At 64.8% G+C, this 21,477-nt stretch carries 24 protein-coding genes; 2 read left to right on the forward strand and 22 right to left on the reverse strand.

The window, feature by feature from the left end:
- Nucleotides 1-8: 8 nt before the first annotated feature.
- Genes rplE through rpsJ form a run of 14 tightly spaced genes read right to left on the reverse strand, consistent with a single transcriptional unit; the run spans nt 9 to nt 6,412 of the window.
- Nucleotides 9-569, reverse strand: coding sequence for a 50S ribosomal protein L5 (gene rplE / locus ACFYLW_RS08500; protein ID WP_292083339.1), 561 nt, complete (start codon nt 567-569; stop codon nt 9-11).
- Entirely contained in the window at nt 569-877 is a 309-nt protein-coding gene (gene rplX / locus ACFYLW_RS08505) for a 50S ribosomal protein L24 (protein WP_292083340.1), read from the reverse strand. The genes rplE and rplX overlap by 1 nt, the downstream gene beginning before the upstream one ends.
- Nucleotide 878: 1 nt before the next feature.
- On the reverse strand, nt 879-1,247 hold the full coding sequence (rplN, locus tag ACFYLW_RS08510) for a 50S ribosomal protein L14 (protein ID WP_021698481.1): 369 nt from the start codon (nt 1,245-1,247) through the stop codon (nt 879-881).
- Nucleotides 1,248-1,265: 18 nt separating this feature from the next.
- The gene (gene rpsQ / locus ACFYLW_RS08515; RefSeq protein ID WP_105563640.1) at nt 1,266-1,508 is read right to left on the reverse strand and encodes a 30S ribosomal protein S17; all 243 of its coding nucleotides are present in this window, start codon (nt 1,506-1,508) and stop codon (nt 1,266-1,268) included.
- A 10-nt stretch (nt 1,509-1,518) separates the two neighbouring features.
- Entirely contained in the window at nt 1,519-1,716 is a 198-nt protein-coding gene (gene rpmC, locus ACFYLW_RS08520; protein ID WP_207826400.1) for a 50S ribosomal protein L29, read from the reverse strand.
- Complete coding sequence (gene rplP, locus ACFYLW_RS08525; RefSeq protein ID WP_292083341.1) at nt 1,716-2,153, reverse strand: 50S ribosomal protein L16; 438 nt, start codon at nt 2,151-2,153, stop codon at nt 1,716-1,718. Before rplP ends, rpmC begins: the two co-directional genes overlap by 1 nt.
- A gap of 6 nt (nt 2,154-2,159) precedes the next feature.
- Nucleotides 2,160-2,903 (reverse strand): 30S ribosomal protein S3, encoded by a 744-nt coding sequence (rpsC, locus tag ACFYLW_RS08530; protein WP_292083342.1) that lies wholly within the window; start codon nt 2,901-2,903, stop codon nt 2,160-2,162.
- The gene (rplV, locus tag ACFYLW_RS08535) at nt 2,903-3,283 is read right to left on the reverse strand and encodes a 50S ribosomal protein L22 (protein ID WP_105563636.1); all 381 of its coding nucleotides are present in this window, start codon (nt 3,281-3,283) and stop codon (nt 2,903-2,905) included. The genes rpsC and rplV overlap by 1 nt, the downstream gene beginning before the upstream one ends.
- Nucleotides 3,284-3,286: 3 nt before the next feature.
- Entirely contained in the window at nt 3,287-3,565 is a 279-nt protein-coding gene (rpsS, locus tag ACFYLW_RS08540) for a 30S ribosomal protein S19 (protein WP_184272436.1), read from the reverse strand.
- A 2-nt stretch (nt 3,566-3,567) separates the two neighbouring features.
- Nucleotides 3,568-4,404 carry a 50S ribosomal protein L2 gene (rplB, locus tag ACFYLW_RS08545; protein WP_312065393.1) on the reverse strand — a complete coding sequence of 279 codons (837 nt, stop codon included), beginning with the start codon at nt 4,402-4,404 and terminating at the stop codon, nt 3,568-3,570.
- A 4-nt stretch (nt 4,405-4,408) separates the two neighbouring features.
- Nucleotides 4,409-4,714: a 50S ribosomal protein L23 gene (locus tag ACFYLW_RS08550; RefSeq protein WP_003164370.1), complete on the reverse strand. Its 306-nt coding sequence runs from the start codon at nt 4,712-4,714 to the stop codon at nt 4,409-4,411.
- On the reverse strand, nt 4,714-5,352 hold the full coding sequence (gene rplD, locus ACFYLW_RS08555; RefSeq protein WP_292083343.1) for a 50S ribosomal protein L4: 639 nt from the start codon (nt 5,350-5,352) through the stop codon (nt 4,714-4,716). Before rplD ends, ACFYLW_RS08550 begins: the two co-directional genes overlap by 1 nt.
- The gene (gene rplC / locus ACFYLW_RS08560; protein ID WP_292083344.1) at nt 5,352-6,083 is read right to left on the reverse strand and encodes a 50S ribosomal protein L3; all 732 of its coding nucleotides are present in this window, start codon (nt 6,081-6,083) and stop codon (nt 5,352-5,354) included. Before rplC ends, rplD begins: the two co-directional genes overlap by 1 nt.
- Nucleotides 6,084-6,106: 23 nt before the next feature.
- A complete protein-coding gene (gene rpsJ, locus ACFYLW_RS08565; protein ID WP_105563630.1) occupies nt 6,107-6,412 on the reverse strand; it encodes a 30S ribosomal protein S10 in 306 nt (101 codons plus the stop codon).
- Between the two features lie 584 nt (nt 6,413-6,996).
- Here rpsJ and ACFYLW_RS08570 point away from each other — a divergent pair.
- On the forward strand, nt 6,997-7,746 hold the full coding sequence (locus ACFYLW_RS08570; RefSeq protein WP_292083345.1) for a porin: 750 nt from the start codon (nt 6,997-6,999) through the stop codon (nt 7,744-7,746).
- 155 nt (nt 7,747-7,901) lie between these two features.
- On the opposite strand, the gene ACFYLW_RS08575 is transcribed toward ACFYLW_RS08570, so the two are convergent.
- The 7 genes from ACFYLW_RS08575 to rpsL all read right to left on the reverse strand — a co-directional run bounded on the left by ACFYLW_RS08575 (nt 7,902) and on the right by rpsL (nt 15,669).
- Nucleotides 7,902-8,798 (reverse strand): GIN domain-containing protein, encoded by an 897-nt coding sequence (locus ACFYLW_RS08575; protein ID WP_312065394.1) that lies wholly within the window; start codon nt 8,796-8,798, stop codon nt 7,902-7,904.
- Between the two features lie 104 nt (nt 8,799-8,902).
- Nucleotides 8,903-9,811, reverse strand: coding sequence for a transcriptional regulator (locus ACFYLW_RS08580; protein WP_312065395.1), 909 nt, complete (start codon nt 9,809-9,811; stop codon nt 8,903-8,905).
- A 14-nt stretch (nt 9,812-9,825) separates the two neighbouring features.
- The gene (locus ACFYLW_RS08585; protein ID WP_312065396.1) at nt 9,826-10,977 is read right to left on the reverse strand and encodes a GNAT family N-acetyltransferase; all 1,152 of its coding nucleotides are present in this window, start codon (nt 10,975-10,977) and stop codon (nt 9,826-9,828) included.
- A gap of 233 nt (nt 10,978-11,210) precedes the next feature.
- A complete protein-coding gene (tuf, locus tag ACFYLW_RS08590) occupies nt 11,211-12,401 on the reverse strand; it encodes an elongation factor Tu (RefSeq protein ID WP_313413045.1) in 1,191 nt (396 codons plus the stop codon).
- Between the two features lie 112 nt (nt 12,402-12,513).
- Nucleotides 12,514-14,592, reverse strand: coding sequence for an elongation factor G (fusA, locus tag ACFYLW_RS08595; protein WP_292082327.1), 2,079 nt, complete (start codon nt 14,590-14,592; stop codon nt 12,514-12,516).
- A gap of 150 nt (nt 14,593-14,742) precedes the next feature.
- The gene (rpsG, locus tag ACFYLW_RS08600; RefSeq protein WP_292082328.1) at nt 14,743-15,216 is read right to left on the reverse strand and encodes a 30S ribosomal protein S7; all 474 of its coding nucleotides are present in this window, start codon (nt 15,214-15,216) and stop codon (nt 14,743-14,745) included.
- Between the two features lie 78 nt (nt 15,217-15,294).
- Nucleotides 15,295-15,669 carry a 30S ribosomal protein S12 gene (gene rpsL, locus ACFYLW_RS08605; RefSeq protein WP_008260482.1) on the reverse strand — a complete coding sequence of 125 codons (375 nt, stop codon included), beginning with the start codon at nt 15,667-15,669 and terminating at the stop codon, nt 15,295-15,297.
- A 382-nt stretch (nt 15,670-16,051) separates the two neighbouring features.
- Between rpsL and ACFYLW_RS08610 the strand changes: the two genes are divergently transcribed.
- Entirely contained in the window at nt 16,052-17,125 is a 1,074-nt protein-coding gene (locus ACFYLW_RS08610) for a hypothetical protein (RefSeq protein WP_313473108.1), read from the forward strand.
- Between the two features lie 111 nt (nt 17,126-17,236).
- Here the strand turns inward: ACFYLW_RS08610 and rpoC are convergent, their stop codons facing one another.
- Nucleotides 17,237-21,433 carry a DNA-directed RNA polymerase subunit beta' gene (gene rpoC, locus ACFYLW_RS08615; RefSeq protein WP_292082330.1) on the reverse strand — a complete coding sequence of 1,399 codons (4,197 nt, stop codon included), beginning with the start codon at nt 21,431-21,433 and terminating at the stop codon, nt 17,237-17,239.
- Nucleotides 21,434-21,477: the final 44 nt, after the last annotated feature.

The following is a 21,477-nucleotide window of genomic DNA, read 5'->3' on the forward strand; positions in this document are numbered from 1 at the left end:
CTTCCCGCTCAGTTCTTGATGAACGGGAACTTGAACTCGGTGAGGAGAGCCTTGGCTTCCTCATCGGTCTTGGCCGTGGTGCAGACGACGATGTCCATGCCCCACATCTGATCGATCTGGTCGTAGTTGATCTCAGGGAACACGATGTGTTCCTTCAGACCCGTGGCGTAGTTGCCGCGACCATCGAACGAGGTGCCCTTCAGACCACGGAAATCCTTCACGCGCGGCAGCGCGATCGTGATGAAGCGGTCCAGGAACTCGTACATCTGGGCGCCGCGCAGCGTGACCTTGCCGCCGATGACCATGCCTTCGCGCAGCTTGAAGCCGGCGATGGAGTTACGAGCCTTCGTCGGCACAGCCTTCTGACCGGCGATGGCCGTCAGGTCCTTGAGGGCCGCATTGACCTTCTTGGAGTCTGCGACAGCTTCACCGACGCCCATGTTCAGGACGATCTTGTCCAGCTTGGGAATCTGCATCTCGTTGGTGTAACCGAACTTTTCCTTCAGGGCGGCGCGGATGCGCTCCTGATATTCGGTCTTGAGACGCGGCGTGTACTTGGTGTCAGCCATTAGATGACGTCTCCCGTGGTCTTGGCGAAGCGAACCTTGGCGTCGCCTTCGACCTTGAAGCCGACGCGGGTCGCCTTGCCGTTGGCGTCGGCGATCGCGACGTTCGACAGGTGAAGCGAGGCTTCCTTGTGCTTGATGCCGCCTTGCGGGTCAGCCTGGGTCGGGCGCGTGTGGCGCTGAACCATGTTGACGCCTTGCACGACGACGCGGTTTTCGGTCGGCAGGACCTTCAGCACCTGGCCGGTGCGTCCCTTGTCCTTGCCGGTCAGGACGACGACCGTGTCGCCCTTCTTGATCTTGGCGGCCATATTACAGGACCTCCGGAGCCAGCGAGATGATCTTCATGTGGTTCTTGGCGCGCAGTTCGCGAGGAACCGGGCCGAAGATCCGCGTGCCGACGGGCTCGTTCTGCTTGTTGACGATGACGGCGGCCGACTTGTCAAAACGAATGACCGAGCCGTCCTTGCGCTGGATGTCCTTGGCGGTGCGAACGACGATGGCGCGAACGACGTCGCCCTTCTTCACGCGGCCGCGAGGAATCGCTTCCTTCACCGAGGCGACAATAGTGTCGCCCACCGAGGCGTAGCGGCGCTTGGAGCCGCCCAACACCTTGATGCACATGACCCGGCGGGCGCCCGAGTTATCGGCGACCTCCAGGTTAGTTTGCATCTGGATCATGGGATCCGATCCTTTTCTTTAGGAAGCCGAGGCGGGGGAAACGACTTCCCAACGCTTCAGCTTGGACTTGGGGGCGCACTCGACGATGCGCGCGACGTCGCCGACTTTGAGGGCGTTGCCCTCATCGTGAGCGTGGTACTTTTTGGACAGGCGGACGATCTTCTTCAGGACCGGGTGCAGCAGAGTGCGCTCGACCTTCACGACGACCGTCTTGTCGCCCTTGTCGGACACGACCACGCCTTCAAGAATACGTTTGGGCATAGGTGTTTCCTTAACCCGCCGCGCGGTTCGCACGCAGAAGCGTGGAAATACGGGCGATGTCCTTACGCACTTCCGAGACCCGGTGGGTTTTTTCCATCTGGCCGGTGGCGGCCTGGAAGCGCAGGTTGAACTGTTCCTTCTTGAGCTTCAGCAGCTCGTCGGCCAGTTGGTCGGGGGTTTGAGCCCGCAGATCAGCGATCTTGGTCATTACGCGGCTTGCTCCATAACGATGCCGGCGTCCAGGCGGGTGACCACCTTGGTGCGGACCGGCAGCTTGGCGGCGCCGAGGCGCAGCGCTTCGCGAGCCACATCGTCCGGCACGCCGTCGATTTCGAACAGGATACGGCCCGGGTGGCAGCGCGCGGCCCAATGGTCCACGGCGCCCTTGCCCTTACCCATCCGGACTTCAGCCGGCTTGCCCGTGACGGGCAGATCCGGGAAGACGCGGATCCAGACGCGGCCCTGACGCTTCATCTGACGCGTGATCGCGCGGCGAGCCGCCTCGATCTGGCGCGCGGTGATGCGCTCGGGTTCCACCGTCTTCAGGCCGTAGGAGCCGAAGTTCAGCGAGAAACCACCCTTGGCCGAGCCATGGATGCGGCCCTTGAAGGCCTTGCGGTACTTGGTCTTTTTCGGTTGCAACATGGCCTATCAGCCCTCACGACCACGGCGCGGACCGCGATCACCGCGGGGGCCGCCACGGCCTTCGTTGGACGACGGACCCGAGGCTTCCTGGGCCCAACGCTTGTCCTGAGCCATCGGGTCGTGCTCGAGCACTTCACCCTTAAAGACCCAGACCTTCACGCCGATGATGCCGTAGGTCGTCTTGGCTTCGTAGAAGCCATAGTCGATGTCGGCGCGCAGGGTGTGAAGCGGCACGCGACCTTCGCGGTACCATTCCATACGAGCGATTTCGGCGCCGCCCAGACGGCCCGAAACGTTGATGCGGACGCCCTTGGCGCCGAGGCGCATGGCCGACTGCATCGAACGCTTCATGGCGCGACGGAAGGCGATCCGGCGCTCCAGCTGCTGAGCGATGTTTTCAGCGATCAGCTGAGCATCGGTTTCCGGCTTGCGGACTTCGACGATGTTCAGGTGAACTTCGCCTTCGGTGCGAGCCGAGATGTCCTTGCGGAGCTTCTCGATGTCAGCGCCCTTCTTGCCGATCACGACGCCCGGACGAGCGGCGTAGATCGTCACGCGGCACTTCTTGTGCGGGCGCTCGATGATGATGCGCGACACGCCGGCGGCGACCAGGCGTTCCTTCAGCCACGTACGCAGCTTCAGGTCCTGGTGCAGCAGGCGGGCGTAGTCGGCGCCGCCGGCAAACCAGCGGCTGTCCCACGTGCGGTTGACGCCGAGGCGCAGACCGACCGGATTGATTTTCTGTCCCATCAGGCGGCCTCGCCGGCTTCACGGACCACGATCGTGATCTCGCTGAACGGTTTCAGGATGCGCGACGAGCGACCACGAGCGCGGCTCGCGAAACGCTTCATCACCAGGTTCTTGCCCACGAAGGCCTCGGCGACGACCAGGTTGTCGATGTCGAGGTTGTGGTTGTTTTCAGCGTTCGAAACGGCCGAATACAGAACCTTGCGGACGTCGGTGGCGATGCGCTTGCGGCTGAATTCCAGCTCGTTCAGCGCCTTCTGGACCGGCAGACCGCGGATCGAAGCGGCGACCAGGTTCAGCTTTTGCGGGCTGATGCGAACGTTGACCAGCTTGGCGCGAGCCTCGGTGGCGCCGACGCGGCGGGGGTTGTTGGACTTGGCCATCAGTTACTTCCTTTTGGCCTTCTTGTCCGCCGCGTGACCCGGGAAGTTCCGGGTCGGGGCGAACTCGCCAAACTTCATGCCGACCATGTCTTCGTTGACCATCACCGGCACGTGCTTCTGGCCGTTGTGGACGCCGAACGTCAGACCGACGAACTGGGGCAGGATGGTGGAGCGGCGCGACCAGGTCTTGATCACGTCCTTGCGGCCCGACGTTTGAACGGCGTCGGCCTTCTTGAGCAGATACCCGTCGACAAACGGGCCTTTCCAGGAGGAGCGGGCCATTCTTAGCGAGCCTTCTTCACGTGGCGAGTACGGATGATGAACTTATCCGTAGCCTTGTTCTTGCGGGTGCGGGTGCCCTTGGTGTCCTTGCCCCACGGCGTAACCGGGGTACGACCACCAGAGGTCCGGCCTTCACCACCACCATGCGGGTGGTCGATCGGGTTCATGGCGACGCCGCGAACGTGCGGACGGAAGCCCATGTGACGAACGCGACCGGCCTTGCCGAGGTTCTGGTTCATGTGGTCCGGGTTCGACACGGCGCCGACAGTGGCCATGCACGAGTCCAGAACCATGCGCAGCTCGCCCGAGCCGAGACGGATCTGGGCGTAGCCCTGATCGCGACCGACCAGCTGGGCGTAGGCGCCGGCCGAACGGGCCAGCTGAGCGCCCTTGCCCGGCTTCATCTCGATGTTGTGGATGATCGTACCCACGGGCATCGAGCGCAGCGGCATGGCGTTGCCCGGCTTCACGTCGACCTTCTCACCAGCGACGATGACGTCGCCGGCCTTCAGGCGTTGCGGAGCAATGATGTAGGTCTTCTCGCCGTCCGGGTAGGTCACCAGGGCGATGAAGGCGGTGCGGTTCGGGTCGTATTCCAGACGCTCGACCGTGCCGACCACGTCCCACTTGCGACGCTTGAAGTCGATCTTGCGGTACAGGGTCTTGGCGCCGCCGCCGCGGAAGCGGACAGCGATGCGACCGCCCTGACCACGGCCGCCCGACTTGGTCAGGCCTTCGGTCAGCGACTTCTCGGGACGGCCCTTGTGGAGCTCGGACCGGTCGACCAGCACCAGGGCGCGGCGGCCCGGCGACGTCGGATTGTAATGCTTCAGAGCCATCTTCTTAGAGCCCCGTCGTGACGTCGATCGACTGACCTTCGGCCAGCGTCACGATCGCTTTCTTGATGTCCACGCGACGGCCCAGGATGCCCCGGAAGCGCTTGGTCTTGCCCTTTTGAACCAGGGTGTTGACCTTGAGGACGTTGACTTTGAACAGGCTTTCGACCGCAGCAGCGATCTCGTCCTTGGTCGCGGTCCCGGCGACGCGGAAGACGACCTTGTTCTGTTCCGACAGGATCGTGGCCTTCTCGGTGATCACCGGAGCCAGGATGGTGTCGTAGTGCTTGGCGGTGGGTTGAGCGGCGGCCATTATGCGGCTTCCTTCTCAGCGAAGCGCGCCTCGATCGCCTCGACGGCGGCCTTGGTCAGCACCAGTTTGTCGGCCCGCAGGATGTCATAGACGTTCAGGCCGGCATTCGGCAGCACGTCGATGTGCGGGATGTTGCGAGCGGCCAGGCCGAAGTTCGTGTCGACTTCCGGACCCGCGATGATCAGGGCCTTGGTCCAGCCGAGCTTGCCGAAGGTCTCGCGCAGCGAGGCCGTCTTGGCTTCCTTGACCGAAACGCTGTCGACCACGATCAGGTCGCCGGCCTTGGCCTTGGACGACAGAGCGTGACGCAGAGCCAGGGCGCGGACCTTCTTCGGCAGCGAATAGCCGTGGTCGCGAACGACCGGACCGAAGGCGCGCGAACCGCCGACGAACTGCGGTGCACGGCGCGAACCGTGACGAGCGCCGCCGGTGCCCTTTTGCTTGTACATCTTCTTGCCCGTACGAGAGTTCTCGTTGCGGGTTTGAACCTTGTGCGTGCCGGCGCGGCGCTTGGCCAGCTGCCAGTTGACGTAACGGGCCAGCAGGTCGCCGCGGATGTCGGAGATGCCGAAGACGGCTTCCGACAGCTCAACGTCGCCAGCAGCCTTGCCGTCGAGTTTGATGACCGAGAGTTTCATTACGCTTCACCGCCTTCATTGGCTTCCACTGCCGGAGCAGCAGCAGCCGGAGCAGCAGCCGACTTCACAGCGCCCGGGAACGGGGCTTCAGCCGGACGAGCCTTCTTAACGGCGTCGCGAACCTTGACGTAGCTGCCGTCGTGACCCGGGACAGCGCCCTTGATCAGGATCAGGCCGCGCTCGGCGTCCACGCGGACGACGGTCAGGTTCTGCTGGGTGACGACTTCCTGGCCGTAGTGGCCGGCCATCTTCTTGCCCTTGAAGGTCTTGCCCGGGTCCTGACGCTGGCCGGTCGAACCGTGCGAACGGTGCGACAGCGAGACGCCGTGCGTGGCGCGCAGACCGCCGAAGTTCCAGCGCTTCATGGCGCCGGCGAAGCCCTTACCGATGGTCTCGCCCTGGATGTCGACCTTTTGGCCCGCCAGGAAGTGATCGGCCGACAGCTCGGCGCCCACGTCCAGCAGAGCATCCGCGTCAACGCGGAACTCGGTCACATAGTGCTTAGGTTCGACCTCGGCCTTGGCGAAAACTTCGCGCTGAGCCTTGTTGGTGTTTTTTGCCTTCTTGGTCCCGGCGCCCAGTTGCAGGGCGACGTAGCCGTCCCGCTCTTGAGTGCGCTGACCCACGACCTGACAGCCATCCAGCTGCAGAACCGTGACCGGGATGTGCGCGCCGTCTTCAGCGAAGACGCGCGTCATACCCAGTTTCTTGGCGATCACGCCCGTACGCATGTCGGATCCCGCCTCTTTCTTTCTTAAATCTTGATCTCGACGTCCACACCGGCCGACAGGTCGAGCTTCATGAGCGCGTCCACGGTTTGCGGGGTGGGGTCGATGATGTCGAGCACGCGCTTGTGCGTGCGGATTTCAAACTGCTCACGCGACTTCTTATCGACGTGCGGCGAGCGGTTCACGGTGAACTTTTCGATCAGGGTCGGCAGCGGGATCGGACCACGAACGGTCGCCCCGGTGCGCTTGGCGGTGTTGACAATTTCGCGCGTCGAAAAATCGAGGACGCGATGGTCGAAGGCCTTGAGCCTGATGCGGATGCTTTGATCCATATCGGTTGTTATTCCCAAGCGGTCGGAACCGCGTCCCTGTGAACCATTTCAAAGACCGAAGCCTCGGGCAGAGCCCCAAGGAACGCAAATCCGCAAAAACGATTGGCCCACGCAGTTCCCCGCGAAGGCCATAAAGTCCCAAGAATGCTGCAAAGAACAGTAACTTAGGTCGTTCCTGCGAACCGCGTCTGCACCCGAAGATGCACAGCCGGTCCAACAAGAGGGCTGCTTATGCCCGCCGATTCCGTTTTCGTCAAGCGCCGAAACCGTTGCGTGGCGGGCGTTTGAGACTCATCCCCTCGCCTGCCCCGAGACTCCTTATAATAGGCCGATCCCGCATCGGACGCCGGGCGTTTTTTAAGGCCTGAGGCGAAAGCGAGGCCACATGACGGGCTTGTTAACCGTCCGCCGCATTGTCGCCCCGGCTCGCGACGCAAACGTGCCGCAATGCGTCACCCTTCGGCAACATCGCCCCTAAACCGCTGAAAGATGACAAGTTCGTAACAGCGAAACGACAATGCGGGGCCTATCTTCCCCGTGCCGCCACGGTGCGAACCCGGCGGCGTATAAAAAGGATAATCATAATGAAAACCGTCTTCCTCGCTTCGGTCGCCGCCGCCACCCTGATCGCCGCTCCGGCCTTCGCTCAAGACGCTGTCGGCTCGGCCGGCATCGGCTACGTTCACTCGGACACCGAAGGCTTCAAGACCGACGGCGCTCAACTGGACGGCGTCGGCGCCTTCAAGGTCGCCCCGGAATGGACCGTCACCGTCAACGGCGCCGTCAACTATGCTGACAGCGACTTCGGCGACGACACCACGGCCGCCGCTGCCGCCCACCTGACCAAGACCTTCGGTTCGGACCTGCGCGCCGGCGGCTTCGTCGGCGTGACCGACCTGGGCGGCGACGAGACCTTCACGGTTGGCGCTGAAATCCAGAAGTACCTGGCCTCGGCCACCCTGACCGGCCTGGTCTCCTACTCGGACCTGGACGGCGCTGACGCCTGGACCGTCGGCGGCGACGCCGCCTACTACGTCAACCCGTCGTTCCGCCTGAACGCTGGCGTGTCGTACAGCAACGTCGACACCGACCTGGGCGACTCGGACGTCTGGGCCTACGGCGCCGGCGCTGAGTACCAGTTCGCCAACAGCCCGTTCAGCGTCAACGGCTCGTACCAGCGCGTGTCGAGCGAGATCGCCAACGTCGACGTCGACGCTGACGTCTTCATGATCGGCGCTCGCTACAACTTCGGCGGCACCCTGCAGTCGCTGGACCGCGCCGGCGCCAACCTGGGCCGCACCCTGGCCAGCCTGCCGGTCGTCCGCGGCTTCTAAGCCAACGAAGACCTTCGACTTCTAGGTCGAAAACCCCGGCGGAGCGATCCGCCGGGGTTTTTTTATGGACTTGGCCAGAGCAGGCCACGACCAGACATGAGAAAGGCCCGGGGGGTTCCACGCTCCCGGGCCTTCTTCGCGGCGAGGCTGTCGGATCAGCGTCCGATGCGCACCTCGCCGGAACCGACGATCGAGCGCGACACCGGACCGGTCGCCTCGGCGATGCGAACGTCGCCCGACCCGGCGATGGACGCATCCACGCTACCCGCCGTTCCGTCAAATCGCACATTGCCCGAACCGGCGACGGCGACGTCCAGGTTGGAGGCGCGACCGCCGCGGATGCTCACATCGCCTGAACCGCCGATGGAAACGTCCACCGGGCCGTTCACGTTCGCCACGACGATATTACCCGAGCCGCCGACATTGGCCTCAAGATCACCCGTGGCCCCGGCGAAGATCGAACCCGAGCCCCCCACCGACGCCTCCAGCGATCGCGACGTTCCGGCGCGGACCGTGCCGGAGCCCCCGACGCCGATCTCCAGTCGGCCGTCGACATTGGCCACGGTCCAGTTGCCGCAGCCGCCGGCGCCCAGATCGACGGAGCGGGCCCCGCGTCCGATCGAGCCGTAAACGCCGCTGCCCGAACTGACGTCCACTTCCCGCGGCGTGCGCAGGACGATCAGCGGCGCGTCCCCCAGGCGAATGCGCCCCTTGCCGGCCAGTTCGACCGTCGCGCCCTCGCCCGGCTGGCGCGCATCCGCCCGGCCGTTGTTGCACTCGCGGATGCTGTCGTTGGAGAACTGCAGCATGCTGCGGCGGCGACCCAGCCCGCCGTCGATGCGAACCTTGTCGCCACGGCGCTCGATGGTCAGTTGCGGCAGGTCGGCCGAGCCCTGCGTGATCTCGACGCCGATGTCGGCCCGGTCCTCGGGGATCACGATGACCCGGGCGACCGCATTGCGGATTTCGGCCTCCTGGGCGGCGGCGGGCTGTGCGGCGGCGATTGCGGCCAGAACGGCGGCGGAGGCTGCGGCGTAAACGGCGATCTTCATGGCGGTGTCCCTCTCCTGATCTGTGGCGAAGGTGACCGCGGGCGCCCGCCAAGTCATTTTAAATCGAGGTCATGAAGCCGTTGTAAGGAATGGGCTTGGAGCGCTCAGGACTGAAGAGCCCCTGCCCCGTCCGCCGCGCCGACCTCGGGCTCGAAGTCCCGCTCGAAATGAGCGATCCGGCTCTTCAATGCTCCCATGCGGCGCAGGGCCAGGGACGCCGCCCAGCGCGCCGCCAGCTCCCCCTGCCCCATCTGGTCAGTGAAGCGCGGCGCCCCGCCCCGGCTGCGCATCACCGCATTGGTGTAGAGCGCCCCGTTGCGGAACCGCGACGGCCAGGTCTGGAAATCCATCGACAGGGAGACGCAGAACCGGTCCAGGTTCTCCACCCGGTGCGGCGCATACAGGGGCCAGGTCAGGGCCTGCCCCGGCTCCAGATCGATGATCCGCGCGTCCTGCTCAAAGGCAAGGGCGTAGGGCAGTTCCTCGGTCGTCTGACGCGCCACGACCTGTTCCATGTTGCGCTCGGGCAGATGCGCCTCGTCGCCAGGATAGACGAAGATCCGCTTGCGGCCCCGCAGGTGGAACAGCACCACCCCGGCCGCGTCGAAATGATAGGGCACCCGCGCCTTGGGCGACGACAGGATCAGCTGGCCGGCGTTGGTGACCGCCCTCAGCCCCGGATAGGTCTTCTCGATCTGGCCATATTCAGTCATGGCCGCAGCCCACAGCGCCGGCCACCCCGTCTGCACGCCGCGCAGGTTGACCCACAGCCGGCCCTGCTGGATCGCTTCCAACAACTGCCCGCCGTCCAGCCGTCCGCGCGCGCCGGTGCGAAGCGAGACCTGCCCTTCATCGTCGTAGTCATACAGGTTGATGTCGAACAGTTCGGCCGGATAGCGGTCGAGAACCTCGGCCAAGGCCGCATCCTCGGCGAAGCCCTGAGCAATCAGGCTATGCGGATGAACGGCGGCTTCGGCGATAGGGCCCGGATAGCGGGTGCCGCGTTCAGACATGATGGTCCTCGTCTTCATGATGCGTTCGCCGATCGATCCATGGCGTTGGAAAAGGCCACGCGCGCGGCCAGGGCGGCGCCCTTCAAGCGGTCCACGCCGTTGGTCTCACAGGCCTCGATGACGTTCCAGCGGCGGCGCAGGCTGTTGCCCAGCTTCTCCGCCCGCTCCGGCCCCGCCAGCTTCAGCACGGCCTCGGTCATGTCGCCCAGCACGGCCGGGAGCCCCGGTCGAAGGATCGCCGCCTCTGTGACCGGTTGCACCGTGTCGCAGAAGTAGCGTTTGTAGGCCTCGCCGCCGAAGCCGTAGTCGAAGTCGCGATACCCCTGCTCCGCCCCCAGCCGGATGGTCTCCATGCTCAGGATGATCCCAGGCGAGCACCGGGCCAGGGCGGGAACATAAGCAGGGAACCAGAAATGGAACCGTTGGCCCGCGTGCAGCGAATACTCCATGGCGGCGATCCTGGAGCCGGCGCGCAGCACCGCGATTGAAGCGCCGAAATCTTCATGCCCCTCAGTCATCAGGGCGTGCAGAAGGTCGCGGGTCCAGCCGCAAGCGAACACATCGTGCCGGGTGGTCCGCCGGTACTGCTCGCGTTTGAGCGCGATCAGCTCGTCCAGCAGGGCGCCGTCGCGCAGGCCCATCTCGACCTCGACCGGACCGAACTCGGTCGCCATGCTGCGCCGCGCCCTCTCCTTGTCCTTGAAGTATTTGCCAAAGGCCTGACGTCGCGCCGCGTACCAGGCGTCATAGCCCCCCTCCTGGGGAATCGTGGTGCGGAAGCTCTCGCCCCGGACGCCGCCCGACGCCGCCCCCACCCAGCCGTTGACGCTGAACCGCCGGCCGCCCAGCAGGCGGGCGACCTCATCCAGGCTCGGCGTAGCGCCTTTCGGGCCTATGACCCCGTGATAGTCGTTCATCGGCGCGGCGATCGGCTGAATCGCGCCCCCGCGCTTCTGATAGGGGAAGTAGCCGACGACGGCGCCGTCGCGACGGAAGACGGCCAGGCCGCAGTCCGGGCTGATCCGCGCGGCGATCTCGGCGAACTCGACGCGGAAATAGGGGCTGGCCAGATCCGGATCGGCCGCAGCCCAGCCGTTCCACTGCCCGCGCTCGTCAGCCGTCAGGCTGTCCATGGATCGGATATCGAGGATCAGTGCGCCGGACATCGGTCTCTCTTTGAGCAAATGGACAGCAAGATCCATTCCAGCCGGTTCTGACGCCCCCGCCTTTCGGCAGCGTTTACCGCCATGGTTTATGCGCCCCTTCACCCCGACAGCAAAACGGCCCCCGGATTGCTCCGGGGGCCGCTCTGTTACGCTTTACGCCTGGCCTGACGCCCTTGCGGGCAGCTTCAGGCCGGTACGCTTACTGTTCGGGTCCGAAGACCCGGATCCATCGCTTAGGCGACGATCTTGGCCACGACGCCGGCGCCGACGGTGCGGCCGCCTTCACGGATGGCGAAGCGCAGCTTCTCTTCCATGGCGATCGGGGTGATCAGTTCGACGTCCAGCTCGGCGTTGTCGCCGGGCATGATCATCTCGACGCCTTCCTTCAGGTGCACGATGCCGGTCACGTCGGTCGTGCGGAAGTAGAACTGCGGACGGTAGTTCGTGAAGAACGGCGTGTGACGGCCGCCTTCTTCCTTGGTCAGGATGTAGGCTTCGGCCACGAACTTGGTGTGCGGGGTGATCGAACCCGGCTTGCACAGCACCTGGCCGCGCTCGACGTCTTCACGCTTGGTGCCGCGCAGCAGCACGCCCACGTTGTCGCCGGCTTGACCCTGGTCCAGCAGCTTGCGGAACATTTCGACGCCCGTGCAGGTCGTCTTCTGGACCGGACGGATGCCGACGATCTCGACTTCTTCACCGACCTTGACGATGCCGCGCTCGACGCGACCCGTGACCACGGTGCCGCGGCCCGAGATCGAGAAGACGTCTTCGACCGGCATCAGGAAGGGCAGGTCGATCGGGCGTTCCGGCTGCGGGATGTAGTCGTCGACAGCCTGCATCAGCTTCAGGATGGCTTCTTCGCCGATGGCGGCGTCGCGGCCTTCGACGGCGGCCAGGGCCGAGCCCTTGACGACCGGGATGTCGTCGCCCGGGAACTGGTAGGACGACAGAAGTTCACGAACTTCCATCTCGACCAGCTCGAGCAGCTCTTCGTCGTCGACCATGTCGACCTTGTTCAGGAAGACCACCAGGGCCGGAACGCCGACCTGGCGCGACAGCAGGATGTGCTCGCGGGTCTGCGGCATCGGGCCGTCAGCGGCCGAGCACACCAGGATCGCGCCGTCCATTTGAGCCGCGCCCGTGATCATGTTCTTCACGTAGTCGGCGTGGCCGGGGCAGTCGACGTGCGCGTAGTGACGGTTGGCCGTCTCGTATTCCACGTGCGCCGTGTTGATCGTGATGCCGCGGGCCTTTTCTTCCGGCGCGGCGTCGATGTCGGCGTAGTTCATCGCCTTGCCGCCACCGGCCTTCGCCAGCGTGATCGTAATCGCAGCCGTCAGCGTCGTCTTGCCGTGGTCAACGTGACCGATCGTGCCGATGTTGCAGTGCGGCTTAGTGCGTTCGAACTTTTCCTTGGCCATTCTCTAGCTCCTGGAGGGTCCCCGAACCGGGGGTCCATTTGGTTTGGGGATAGGCGGGGCGATTTGTGGTCAAACCGCCCCGTTTTCAAGTGGGTCCGTCGAAATGACGGACTTAGGCGTACTTCTTGATCACTTCGTCGGCGACGTGTTGCGGCACCGGCTCATAGTGGTCGTACTGCATGGTGAACTGGGCGCGGCCTTGCGACATGCCGCGCAGGGTGTTCACGTAGCCGAACATGTTCGCCAGCGGCACGAAGGCGTTGATGACGATGGCGTTGCCGCGCATGTCCTGGCCCTGGATCATGCCGCGACGGCCGTTCAGGTCGCCGATGACCGAGCCGAGGTATTCCTCGGGGGTCACGACCTCGACCGCCATGATCGGCTCGAGCAGCTTGGGCGAACCCTTTTCCTTCAGTTCACGGAAGGCGGCGCGCGACGCGATTTCGAAGGCCAGGACGCTGGAGTCGACGTCGTGGAACTTGCCGTCCGTCAGGGTCGCCTTGAAGTCGATCATCGGGAAGCCGGCCAGCAGACCGTTTTCCTTGGCCGATTCCAGACCCTTCTCGACGCCCGGGATGTATTCCTTCGGCACCGCGCCGCCGACGATGGCGTTTTCGAACACGAAGCCCGAACCGGCTTCACCCGGCTCGAAGGTGATCATGACGCGAGCGAACTGACCCGTACCGCCGGTCTGCTTCTTGTGCGTGTAGTCGATGTCGACCTTGCGGCCCAGCGATTCACGGTAGGCCACCTGCGGCGCGCCGATGTTGGCTTCGACCTTGTAGGTGCGCTTCAGGATGTCGACCTTGATGTCCAGGTGCAGTTCGCCCATGCCCTTCAGGATCGTCTGGCCCGACTCGTGGTCGGTCGAGACGGTGAAGGAGGGGTCTTCCGAAGCCAGCTTGGCCAGAGCCACGCCCAGCTTCTCCTGGTCGGCCTTGGTCTTCGGCTCGACCGAGATCTCGATCACCGGCGCCGGGAATTCCATCTTCTCGAGGATGATGGGCGACTTGATCGGGTCGCACAGGGTGTCGCCCGTGCGGGTTTCCTTCAGGCCGGCCAGGGCGACGATGTCGCCGGCGTAGGCTTCCTTGATGTCCTCGCGGTTGTTCGAGTGCATCTGCAGCATGCGGCCGACGCGCTCTTTCTTGTCACGCGACGAGTTCAGCAGCGACATGCCGGTTTCCATCTTGCCCGAGTACAGGCGGCAGAAGGTCAGCGAGCCGACGAAGGGGTCGTCCATGATCTTGAACGCCAGAACCGACAGGGGCTCTTCGTCCGAGGCCTTGCGGGTGACCGGCTCTTCCGTACGGAAGTCGATGCCCGGTGTGGCCGGAATGTCGGTCGGCGACGGCAGGTAGTCGATGACGGCGTCGAGCAGGGGCTGAACGCCCTTGTTCTTGAAGGCCGAGCCGCCGAGGATCGGGTAGAAGGCGCCGGTCAGAACAGCCTTACGGATGCACTTCTTCAGCACTTCGACCGAGGGCTCTTCGCCGCCCAGGTAGGCTTCCATGGCGTCGTCGTCGAGTTCGACGGCGTTGTCGATCAGGTACTGGCGAGCAGCGGCGGCTTCGTCAGCCATGTCGGCCGGGATGTCGCGGACATCGGCGTCGGCGCCGACGGTGTCGGTTTCCCAGACCAGAGCCTTCATTTCGACCAGGTCGATGACGCCCTTCAGCAGGTTTTCAGCGCCGATCGGCAGTTGGATCGGCACAGCCTTGGCGCCCAGACGGTCGCGGATCGACTGCACCGAAGCAGCGAAGTCAGCGCCGATCTTGTCCATCTTGTTGACGAAGACGATGCGCGGAACCTTGTACTTGTCGGCCTGACGCCAGACGGTTTCCGTCTGCGGCTCAACACCGGCGTTGCCGTCCAGAACGGTCACGGCGCCGTCGAGCACGCGCAGCGAGCGCTCGACTTCAATGGTGAAGTCCACGTGGCCGGGGGTGTCGATGATGTTGAGGCGCTTGCCTTTCCAGAAGGCGGTCGTCGCGGCCGACGTGATGGTGATGCCGCGTTCCTGCTCCTGGTCCATCCAGTCCATGGTGGACGCACCGTCGTGCGTCTCGCCCATCTTGTGGTTACGGCCGGTGTAGAACAGGATCCGCTCGGTCGTCGTCGTTTTGCCCGCGTCGATGTGGGCCATGATGCCGAAGTTGCGGTAGTCTTCGATTTTGTGTGTGCGGGGCATTGGAGTTGCCTTCGGGCTGCTTCCCGGACGCGGCGAGCGCCCATTGGTGTCGGATATGACGGCGCGGGCGGTTCAGTCTGAACGCCCGCGCCGGATCGTCTTAGAACGCCGCCGTCCCCATAAACGCAAAGGGGGACGGTTTTAAGACGCTTACCAGCGGTAGTGGCTGAAGGCGCGGTTGGCCTCGGCCATCTTGTGGGTGTCTTCACGCTTCTTGACCGCGGTGCCGCGGTTGTTCGAGGCGTCCAGCAGCTCAGCAGCCAGCTTTTCCGTCATGGTGTTTTCACCGCGCTTGCGAGCGGCGTTGACCAGCCAACGGATGGCCAGGGCGCGACGACGGTCCGGACGGACTTCGACCGGCACCTGGTAGGTGGCGCCGCCGACGCGGCGCGAACGGACTTCGACCGACGGGGCGACGTTGTCGAGAGCGGCGTGGAAGGTTTCGACCGCGGTGTGGTCTTTCTTCTTCTCGGCCAGGATGTCGAAGGCGCCGTAAACGATGTTTTCGGCGACGGCCTTCTTACCTTCGTACATGACGTAGTTCATGAACTTGGTGACCACCAGGTCCCCGAACTTGGGATCCGGCAGAACTTCACGCTTCTGGGCGCGGTGACGACGCGACATGGGTTATTCCTTGCAGTACCCGACTGACGCCGGGAAAATCTCTGAGGGTCCAGACCAGCAGGCCTGAAAGCGGTTCGCTTACTTCGGACGCTTGGCGCCGTAGTGCGAACGACGCTGCTTGCGGTCCTTGACGCCTTGCGTATCGAGCACGCCGCGCAGGATGTGGTAGCGAACGCCGGGCAAGTCCTTCACGCGGCCGCCGCGGATGAGCACGACCGAGTGCTCCTGCAGGTTGTGGCCTTCGCCGGGGATGTAGCAAACGGCTTCGTAGCCGTTCTTGGCCAGACGGACCTTGGCGACCTTACGCAGAGCCGAGTTCGGCTTCTTCGGGGTCGTGGTGTAGACGCGGGTGCAAACGCCGCGACGCTGGGGCGAACCCTCCAGAGCCGGCACCTTGTTGCGGGTGGGCTTGGGCTTGCGCGGCTTGCGGATCAGCTGGTTGATCGTAGGCATACGATTTGTCTCTTTTCGATGTGGAGGCGTGTGCCTTTCGGCCGGGGCGCCTCATGAGCCTTCTTTTGGACGCCGCCGAAGCGCCGCCCGGGTGTTGATCGAGCGAGCCGGAACAGCCAAACGAAAAAGCCGGAACGCGCGCTTTGGGCGTTCCGGCGGGCACAGCCCGTCCGTTCAATTGTCACGATCTCAGCAGACAGCGAACCGCCCACGTCTCGAAAGTGCGCGCCGTTTACGCGCGATGGGTAAAGGCGTCAAGTGATTCACGCCCGGAGGCGGCCAACGCGCCCCGTCAGAAACACGGTTCCATAAAGGGCGAGACTCGCCCCTATATTGCCATGCTTGCCTTGCCATCTTTCTCGACGAGGATTGGGGAGCCGCAATGAGCGTTGCAGTTCTGGCCCGCGCGCCAGTTCGTCGTCTACGTCCTGGGACGCGCCGCACGCTGCTGGCCGGCGCCTCGCTCGTGATGCATGTGGTCGTTCTGGGCTCGATGGTCCTGCTTGCGGCCAGCGAAGAGCATCCGGTCGCGCCCCCCGACCTGCAACCCATCATCCAGCTCGAGATCGAGCGGCCGTCCCTGCCGCCGCTCCAGCCGATCCTGCGGCCGACGCCGCTGCTGCCTGAACCGACCGTCGAGCCGCTTCCGACGCCGACGCCCGAACGGGCCGTGCCCACGCCCGAACGATCAGCACCCGCCCCCTTGCCGACGCCCGCTCCAACACCTGCGCCGCAGCCGCTGCCTCAGGCGCCGCCCCGGACTGCGCCGACAATTCCCCCGACGCCCCTGCCCGCACCGACGCGTGCTCCCGCTCCGCCCGCCCCGGCGCCCGTCCCTGCGCCCACGCCGGCGCCTCCCGCTGCAGCCGAACGCGCGGCGCCGGCCGCTACCGCCCCCGTCACGGCGCTCCGTCCCCGCAAGAAGGATGAAGACGAAGCGCGCGACGGCCTGCCCGCCGCCCCAGCCCCGCGGCTCGCCAACCCGGCGCCCGGCGCCCCCTCGGCGGCGGCTTCAGGCGTGGACGGCGTCTCCGACGCCTGGCGCGTCGCCCCTGAAGGCCAGGCCGGACGCAACGCCCGCGCCCTGCGAACCTCTCCGGCGGGATGCCCCTCCTCGGCCATCCTGACGCGCGGCGAACAGGCCATCTGCGACGAGCGCTTCAACGCCCGCGCCGCCGAGGGCGCCCAGCGGGCCATCACGGGCAGCGGCAACGCCCAACGCGACGCCCGCTTCGCTCGCGAAGGCGCGCGGGAGATGCAGCGCTACGAACAGCAACGTCGCCCTCTGTCTGGCGGCGTCGGCGTCCTGGGGCCGGCCGACTGCCCCGGCTCAAACTTCGGCACAGGCTGCGCCGGCGCCCACCTCAGGGACGTCCAGGGCGTCGACATGCGCCAAGGCGCGCGCAGCACCGTCAACGAAGGCGAACGTCGAACGCTTGAGCGTCCGCCGCAATAGAAGGCCTGGGAGCCCCGGCCCGCTTCGGCCTCAAGCCGCCCAACGGCGCAAAAAAGAAAGGCGGCGCCGTCGCCGGCGCCGCCCTCTTCAGTCTTCAGGTCCGAGAACGGATCAGCCTTCCGGCTGCTCCAGTTCCAGCGCCAGATCGGCCGGCAGGGGCTCGATGGCGTCTTCGCGAGCCTGGGTCAGTTGGGCGTCGCGCTCGTTCGCCAGCTTCTGCAGCGAGCGCAGATAGGCGCCCGTGCCCGCCGGGATCAGACGACCGACGATGACGTTTTCCTTGAGGCCTTCCAGCAGGTCCTTCTTGCCGTGGACCGAAGCCTCGGTGAGGACGCGCGTGGTTTCCTGGAAGGACGCCGCCGAGATGAAGCTGCGGGTTTGCAGCGACGCCTTGGTGATGCCCAGCAGGACCGGTTGCGTGACAGCCAGACGGCCGCCGCGCTTCTCGACCTTGGCGTTCTCGAAGGCCGCCTCGGCCACCTCGACCGTGTCGCCACGGATCAGGGTGGTTTCGCCGGAGTCGATGACTTCGACCTTCTGCAGCATCTGACGGACGATGACTTCGATGTGCTTGTCGTTGATCGGCACGCCCTGCAGTCGGTAGACCTCCTGCACTTCGTTCACCAGATACTCGGCCAGCGCCTCGACGCCCTGGATGCGCAGCAGATCGTGCGGATCCGGGTTGCCGTCGATGATGTAGTCGCCCTTCTGGATCAGATCGCCGTCGTGCACAGAGATGTGCTTGCCCTTCGGGATCAGGAACTCGACCGCCTCGGCCTGGTTGCCGTCGGCATCCGGCTCCGGGGTGATCTTGATGCGACGCTTGTTCTTGTAGTCGCGACCGAACTCAACGCGGCCATCCATTTCGGCGATGACGGCGCAGTCCTTCGGACGACGGGCTTCGAACAGTTCGGCCACGCGCGGCAGACCGCCGGTGATGTCGCGGGTCTTGGCGCCTTCGGTCGGAACACGGGCGATGATCTCGCCCGGCTTGACCTCGTCGCCGTTCGACACCGACAGAACGGCGCCCACGGGCAGCAGGTAGCGGGCGTCAGAGCCCGAGGCCAGCTTGGCGTAGGTGTCGCCAGTCGTGATACCCATGGCCGGACGAAGGTCCGAACCGCGGGGGCTGGCGCGCCAGTCGGAAACCACGCGCTGGGCGATGCCCGTCGCTTCGTCGGTTTCTTCGCGGACCGACAGGCCGTCGACCAGGTCCTCGAAGCGAACGACGCCGCCGACTTCGGTCAGGATCGGCGTGGTGTAGGGGTCCCACTCCGCCAGACGCTGGCCCTTGGCGATGTCTGCGCCTTCCTTGACGCGGATGCGGGCGCCGTAGGGGACCTTGTGGGTCTCGCGGTCCTTGCCGTCGACGACCACGACCACGACCACGTTGCGGCTCAGGGCCACCAGGTCGCCGTGTGCGGCGGTGACGGTCGGGCCGACGATCTTGGCCGTACCGGCGTTGGTCGCCTCGTAGAACGAGGTTTCCGCCACCTGGGCCGTACCGCCGATGTGGAAGGTACGCATCGTCAGCTGGGTGCCCGGCTCGCCGATCGACTGAGCGGCGATGACGCCGACCGCTTCGCCGATGTTGACGTTGGTGCCGCGCGCCAGGTCGCGACCATAGCACATGCCGCAGATGCCGGCTTCAGCTTCACAGGTCAGGGCCGAACGGACCTTGATCGACTGGACGCCGGCCTGATCGATGACCTCGATCTCTTCTTCCTGCAGGTAGGTGTCTGCGGGGAAGAGGATCGTGTCGCCGCCCGGTTCCTTGATGTCCTCGGCCGCATAGCGACCCAGGACGCGTTGGCCCAGCGAGACCAGGACGTCGCCGCCTTCGACCACGGCGCGCAGGGTGATGCCGCGCGTCGAGCCGCAGTCTTCCTCGGTGACGATGGAGTCCTGCGCCACGTCCACCAGACGACGGGTCAGGTAGCCCGAGTTGGCGGTCTTCAGCGCGGTGTCGGCCAGACCCTTACGGGCGCCGTGGGTGGAGTTGAAGTATTCAAGGACGGTCAGGCCTTCCTTGAAGTTCGAGATAATCGGCGTCTCGATGATCTCGCCCGAGGGCTTGGCCATCAGGCCGCGCATGCCGCCCAGCTGCTTCATCTGCGCCTGCGAACCACGGGCGCCGGAGTTGGCCATCATGAAGACGGAGTTGATGTCCGGCTCCTGGCCCTTGATCAGGACGCGAGGTTGGGCGATTTCGCCCATCATCTCGTCAGCGATCTTGTCCGTAGCCTTGGCCCAGGCGTCGACGACCTTGTTGTACTTCTCACCCTTGGTGATCAGACCGTCGGCGTACTGTTGCTCGTACTCCTCGACCTGGGTGCGGGTTTCGTTGACCAGGGCTTCCTTCTTGGCGGGGATGACGATGTCGTCCTTACCAACGGAAATGCCGGCCTTGGCGGCTTCGCGGAAGCCCAGTTGCATCATCTGGTCGGCGAAGATGACCGTCGCCTTCTGACCGCAGTGACGATAGACCTGATCGATCAGGTTTCCGATTTCCTTCTTGGTCAGGTTCTTGTCGAGCAGGCGGTAGCCGATGTTGGCGTTGTGCGGCAGCAGAGCGCCCAGCTTCATCCGACCCGGGGTCGTGTCGATGACCTTGGTGACGACTTCGCCAGCCTCGTTCATCTCGGTCCAGCGGGCCTTGATCTTGGTGTGCAGCTTGACGACGCCAGCGTCCAGGGCGGCGTCGATTTCACCCATGTTGGCGAACAGCTTGTTCTCGCCCGGCTGGTTATCCTTGACCAGCGACAGGTAGTACAGGCCCAGAACGATATCCTGCGACGGCACGATGATCGGCTTGCCGTTGGCGGGCGACAGGATGTTGTTCGTCGACATCATCAGGACGCGCGCTTCCAGCTGGGCCTCGAGGCTCAGCGGGACGTGAACGGCCATCTGGTCGCCGTCGAAGTCGGCGTTGAAGGCGGTGCAGACCAGCGGGTGCAGGCGGATGGCCTTGCCCTCGATCAGCTTCGGCTCGAACGCCTGGATGCCCAGACGGTGCAGCGTCGGCGCGCGGTTCAGCATCACCGGGTGTTCCCGGATCACTTCTTCCAGGATGTCCCAGACCTGCGGCTGCTCGCGCTCGACCATGCGCTTGGACTGCTTGACAGTGCCCGACAGGCCCTTGGCGTCCAGACGCGCATAGATGAAGGGCTTGAACAGCTCGAGCGCCATCTTCTTCGGCAGGCCGCACTCGTGCAGCTTCAGCTCGGGGCCCACGGTGATGACCGAACGGCCCGAGTAGTCGACGCGCTTGCCCAGCAGGTTCTGACGGAAGCGACCCTGCTTGCCCTTCAGCATGTCGGCCAGTGACTTCAGCGGACGCTTGTTGGCGCCCGTGATGACGCGGCCGCGACGGCCGTTGTCGAACAGGGCGTCGACCGACTCCTGCAGCATCCGCTTTTCGTTGCGGATGATGATGTCGGGCGCGCGCAGCTCGATCAGGCGCTTCAGGCGGTTGTTACGGTTGATGACCCGGCGATAGAGGTCGTTCAGGTCGGACGTCGCGAAGCGACCGCCGTCCAGCGGCACCAGCGGACGCAGTTCGGGCGGGATGACCGGCACGATCGTCAGGATCATCCACTCGGGCTTGTTGCCCGACTCCAGGAAGGCCTCGATCAGCTTCAGGCGCTTGGACGCCTTCTTGGCCTTCATTTCCGACGGGTTGTCGGCCAGCTCGGCGCGGTGGCGCTCGGCCTCAGCGTTCAGGTCGATGCCCATCAGCAGGTTGCGGACGGCCTCGGCGCCGATTTCAGCCGTGAAGCCGTCGTCGCCGTATTCTTCCTGGTAGCGATAGAACTCGTCTTCCGTCAGCAGTTGGTTCTGCTTCAGCGGGGTCAGGCCCGGCTCGGTGACGATGTAGTTCTCGAAATAGAGGACGCGTTCCACGTCCTTCAGCGCCATGTCCAGCATCAGCGAGATGCGCGACGGCAGCGACTTCAGGAACCAGATGTGGGCGACCGGGGCGGCCAGGTCGATGTGACCCATGCGCTCACGGCGAACGCGAGCCAGCGTGACTTCAACGCCGCACTTCTCGCAGATGATGCCCTTGTACTTCATGCGCTTGTACTTGCCGCACAGGCATTCGTAATCCTTGGTCGGGCCAAAGATACGGGCGCAGAACAGGCCGTCACGCTCGGGCTTGAACGTGCGGTAGTTGATGGTTTCCGGCTTCTTGATCTCGCCGAACGACCACGAACGGATCTTCTCCGGCGAGGCCAGGGCGATCTTGATCTGGTCGAAGGTCGGGGTGACCGGAACCGGGTTGAAGATGTTCAGGACTTCCTGGTTCATCTTTTTTCCTTCTGCGGGGCTGCCCCGCGAAAATCATTCAGAGA

Origin of the sequence: Brevundimonas sp. NPDC007368 (assembly GCF_042869015.1) — a bacterium.
Classification (GTDB): domain Bacteria; phylum Pseudomonadota; class Alphaproteobacteria; order Caulobacterales; family Caulobacteraceae; genus Brevundimonas.

Excerpts from the sequence above, each read along its gene's own strand:
- rplE (WP_292083339.1), bottom strand. The coding sequence starts at position 569 with ATGGCTGACACCAAGTACACGCCGCGTCTCAAGACCGAATATCAGGAG.
- rplX (WP_292083340.1), bottom strand. The coding sequence starts at position 877 with ATGGCCGCCAAGATCAAGAAGGGCGACACGGTCGTCGTCCTGACCGGC.
- rplN (WP_021698481.1), bottom strand. The coding sequence starts at position 1,247 with ATGATCCAGATGCAAACTAACCTGGAGGTCGCCGATAACTCGGGCGCC.
- rpsQ (WP_105563640.1), bottom strand. The coding sequence starts at position 1,508 with ATGCCCAAACGTATTCTTGAAGGCGTGGTCGTGTCCGACAAGGGCGAC.
- rpmC (WP_207826400.1), bottom strand. The coding sequence starts at position 1,716 with ATGACCAAGATCGCTGATCTGCGGGCTCAAACCCCCGACCAACTGGCC.
- rplP (WP_292083341.1), bottom strand. The coding sequence starts at position 2,153 with ATGTTGCAACCGAAAAAGACCAAGTACCGCAAGGCCTTCAAGGGCCGC.
- rpsC (WP_292083342.1), bottom strand. The coding sequence starts at position 2,903 with ATGGGACAGAAAATCAATCCGGTCGGTCTGCGCCTCGGCGTCAACCGC.
- rplV (WP_105563636.1), bottom strand. The coding sequence starts at position 3,283 with ATGGCCAAGTCCAACAACCCCCGCCGCGTCGGCGCCACCGAGGCTCGC.
- rpsS (WP_184272436.1), bottom strand. The coding sequence starts at position 3,565 with ATGGCCCGCTCCTCCTGGAAAGGCCCGTTTGTCGACGGGTATCTGCTC.
- rplB (WP_312065393.1), bottom strand. The coding sequence starts at position 4,404 with ATGGCTCTGAAGCATTACAATCCGACGTCGCCGGGCCGCCGCGCCCTG.
- ACFYLW_RS08550 (WP_003164370.1), bottom strand. The coding sequence starts at position 4,714 with ATGGCCGCCGCTCAACCCACCGCCAAGCACTACGACACCATCCTGGCT.
- rplD (WP_292083343.1), bottom strand. The coding sequence starts at position 5,352 with ATGAAACTCTCGGTCATCAAACTCGACGGCAAGGCTGCTGGCGACGTT.
- rplC (WP_292083344.1), bottom strand. The coding sequence starts at position 6,083 with ATGCGTACGGGCGTGATCGCCAAGAAACTGGGTATGACGCGCGTCTTC.
- rpsJ (WP_105563630.1), bottom strand. The coding sequence starts at position 6,412 with ATGGATCAAAGCATCCGCATCAGGCTCAAGGCCTTCGACCATCGCGTC.
- ACFYLW_RS08570 (WP_292083345.1), top strand. The coding sequence starts at position 6,997 with ATGAAAACCGTCTTCCTCGCTTCGGTCGCCGCCGCCACCCTGATCGCC.
- ACFYLW_RS08575 (WP_312065394.1), bottom strand. The coding sequence starts at position 8,798 with ATGAAGATCGCCGTTTACGCCGCAGCCTCCGCCGCCGTTCTGGCCGCA.
- ACFYLW_RS08580 (WP_312065395.1), bottom strand. The coding sequence starts at position 9,811 with ATGTCTGAACGCGGCACCCGCTATCCGGGCCCTATCGCCGAAGCCGCC.
- ACFYLW_RS08585 (WP_312065396.1), bottom strand. The coding sequence starts at position 10,977 with ATGTCCGGCGCACTGATCCTCGATATCCGATCCATGGACAGCCTGACG.
- tuf (WP_313413045.1), bottom strand. The coding sequence starts at position 12,401 with ATGGCCAAGGAAAAGTTCGAACGCACTAAGCCGCACTGCAACATCGGC.
- fusA (WP_292082327.1), bottom strand. The coding sequence starts at position 14,592 with ATGCCCCGCACACACAAAATCGAAGACTACCGCAACTTCGGCATCATG.
- rpsG (WP_292082328.1), bottom strand. The coding sequence starts at position 15,216 with ATGTCGCGTCGTCACCGCGCCCAGAAGCGTGAAGTTCTGCCGGATCCC.
- rpsL (WP_008260482.1), bottom strand. The coding sequence starts at position 15,669 with ATGCCTACGATCAACCAGCTGATCCGCAAGCCGCGCAAGCCCAAGCCC.
- ACFYLW_RS08610 (WP_313473108.1), top strand. The coding sequence starts at position 16,052 with ATGAGCGTTGCAGTTCTGGCCCGCGCGCCAGTTCGTCGTCTACGTCCT.
- rpoC (WP_292082330.1), bottom strand. The coding sequence starts at position 21,433 with ATGAACCAGGAAGTCCTGAACATCTTCAACCCGGTTCCGGTCACCCCG.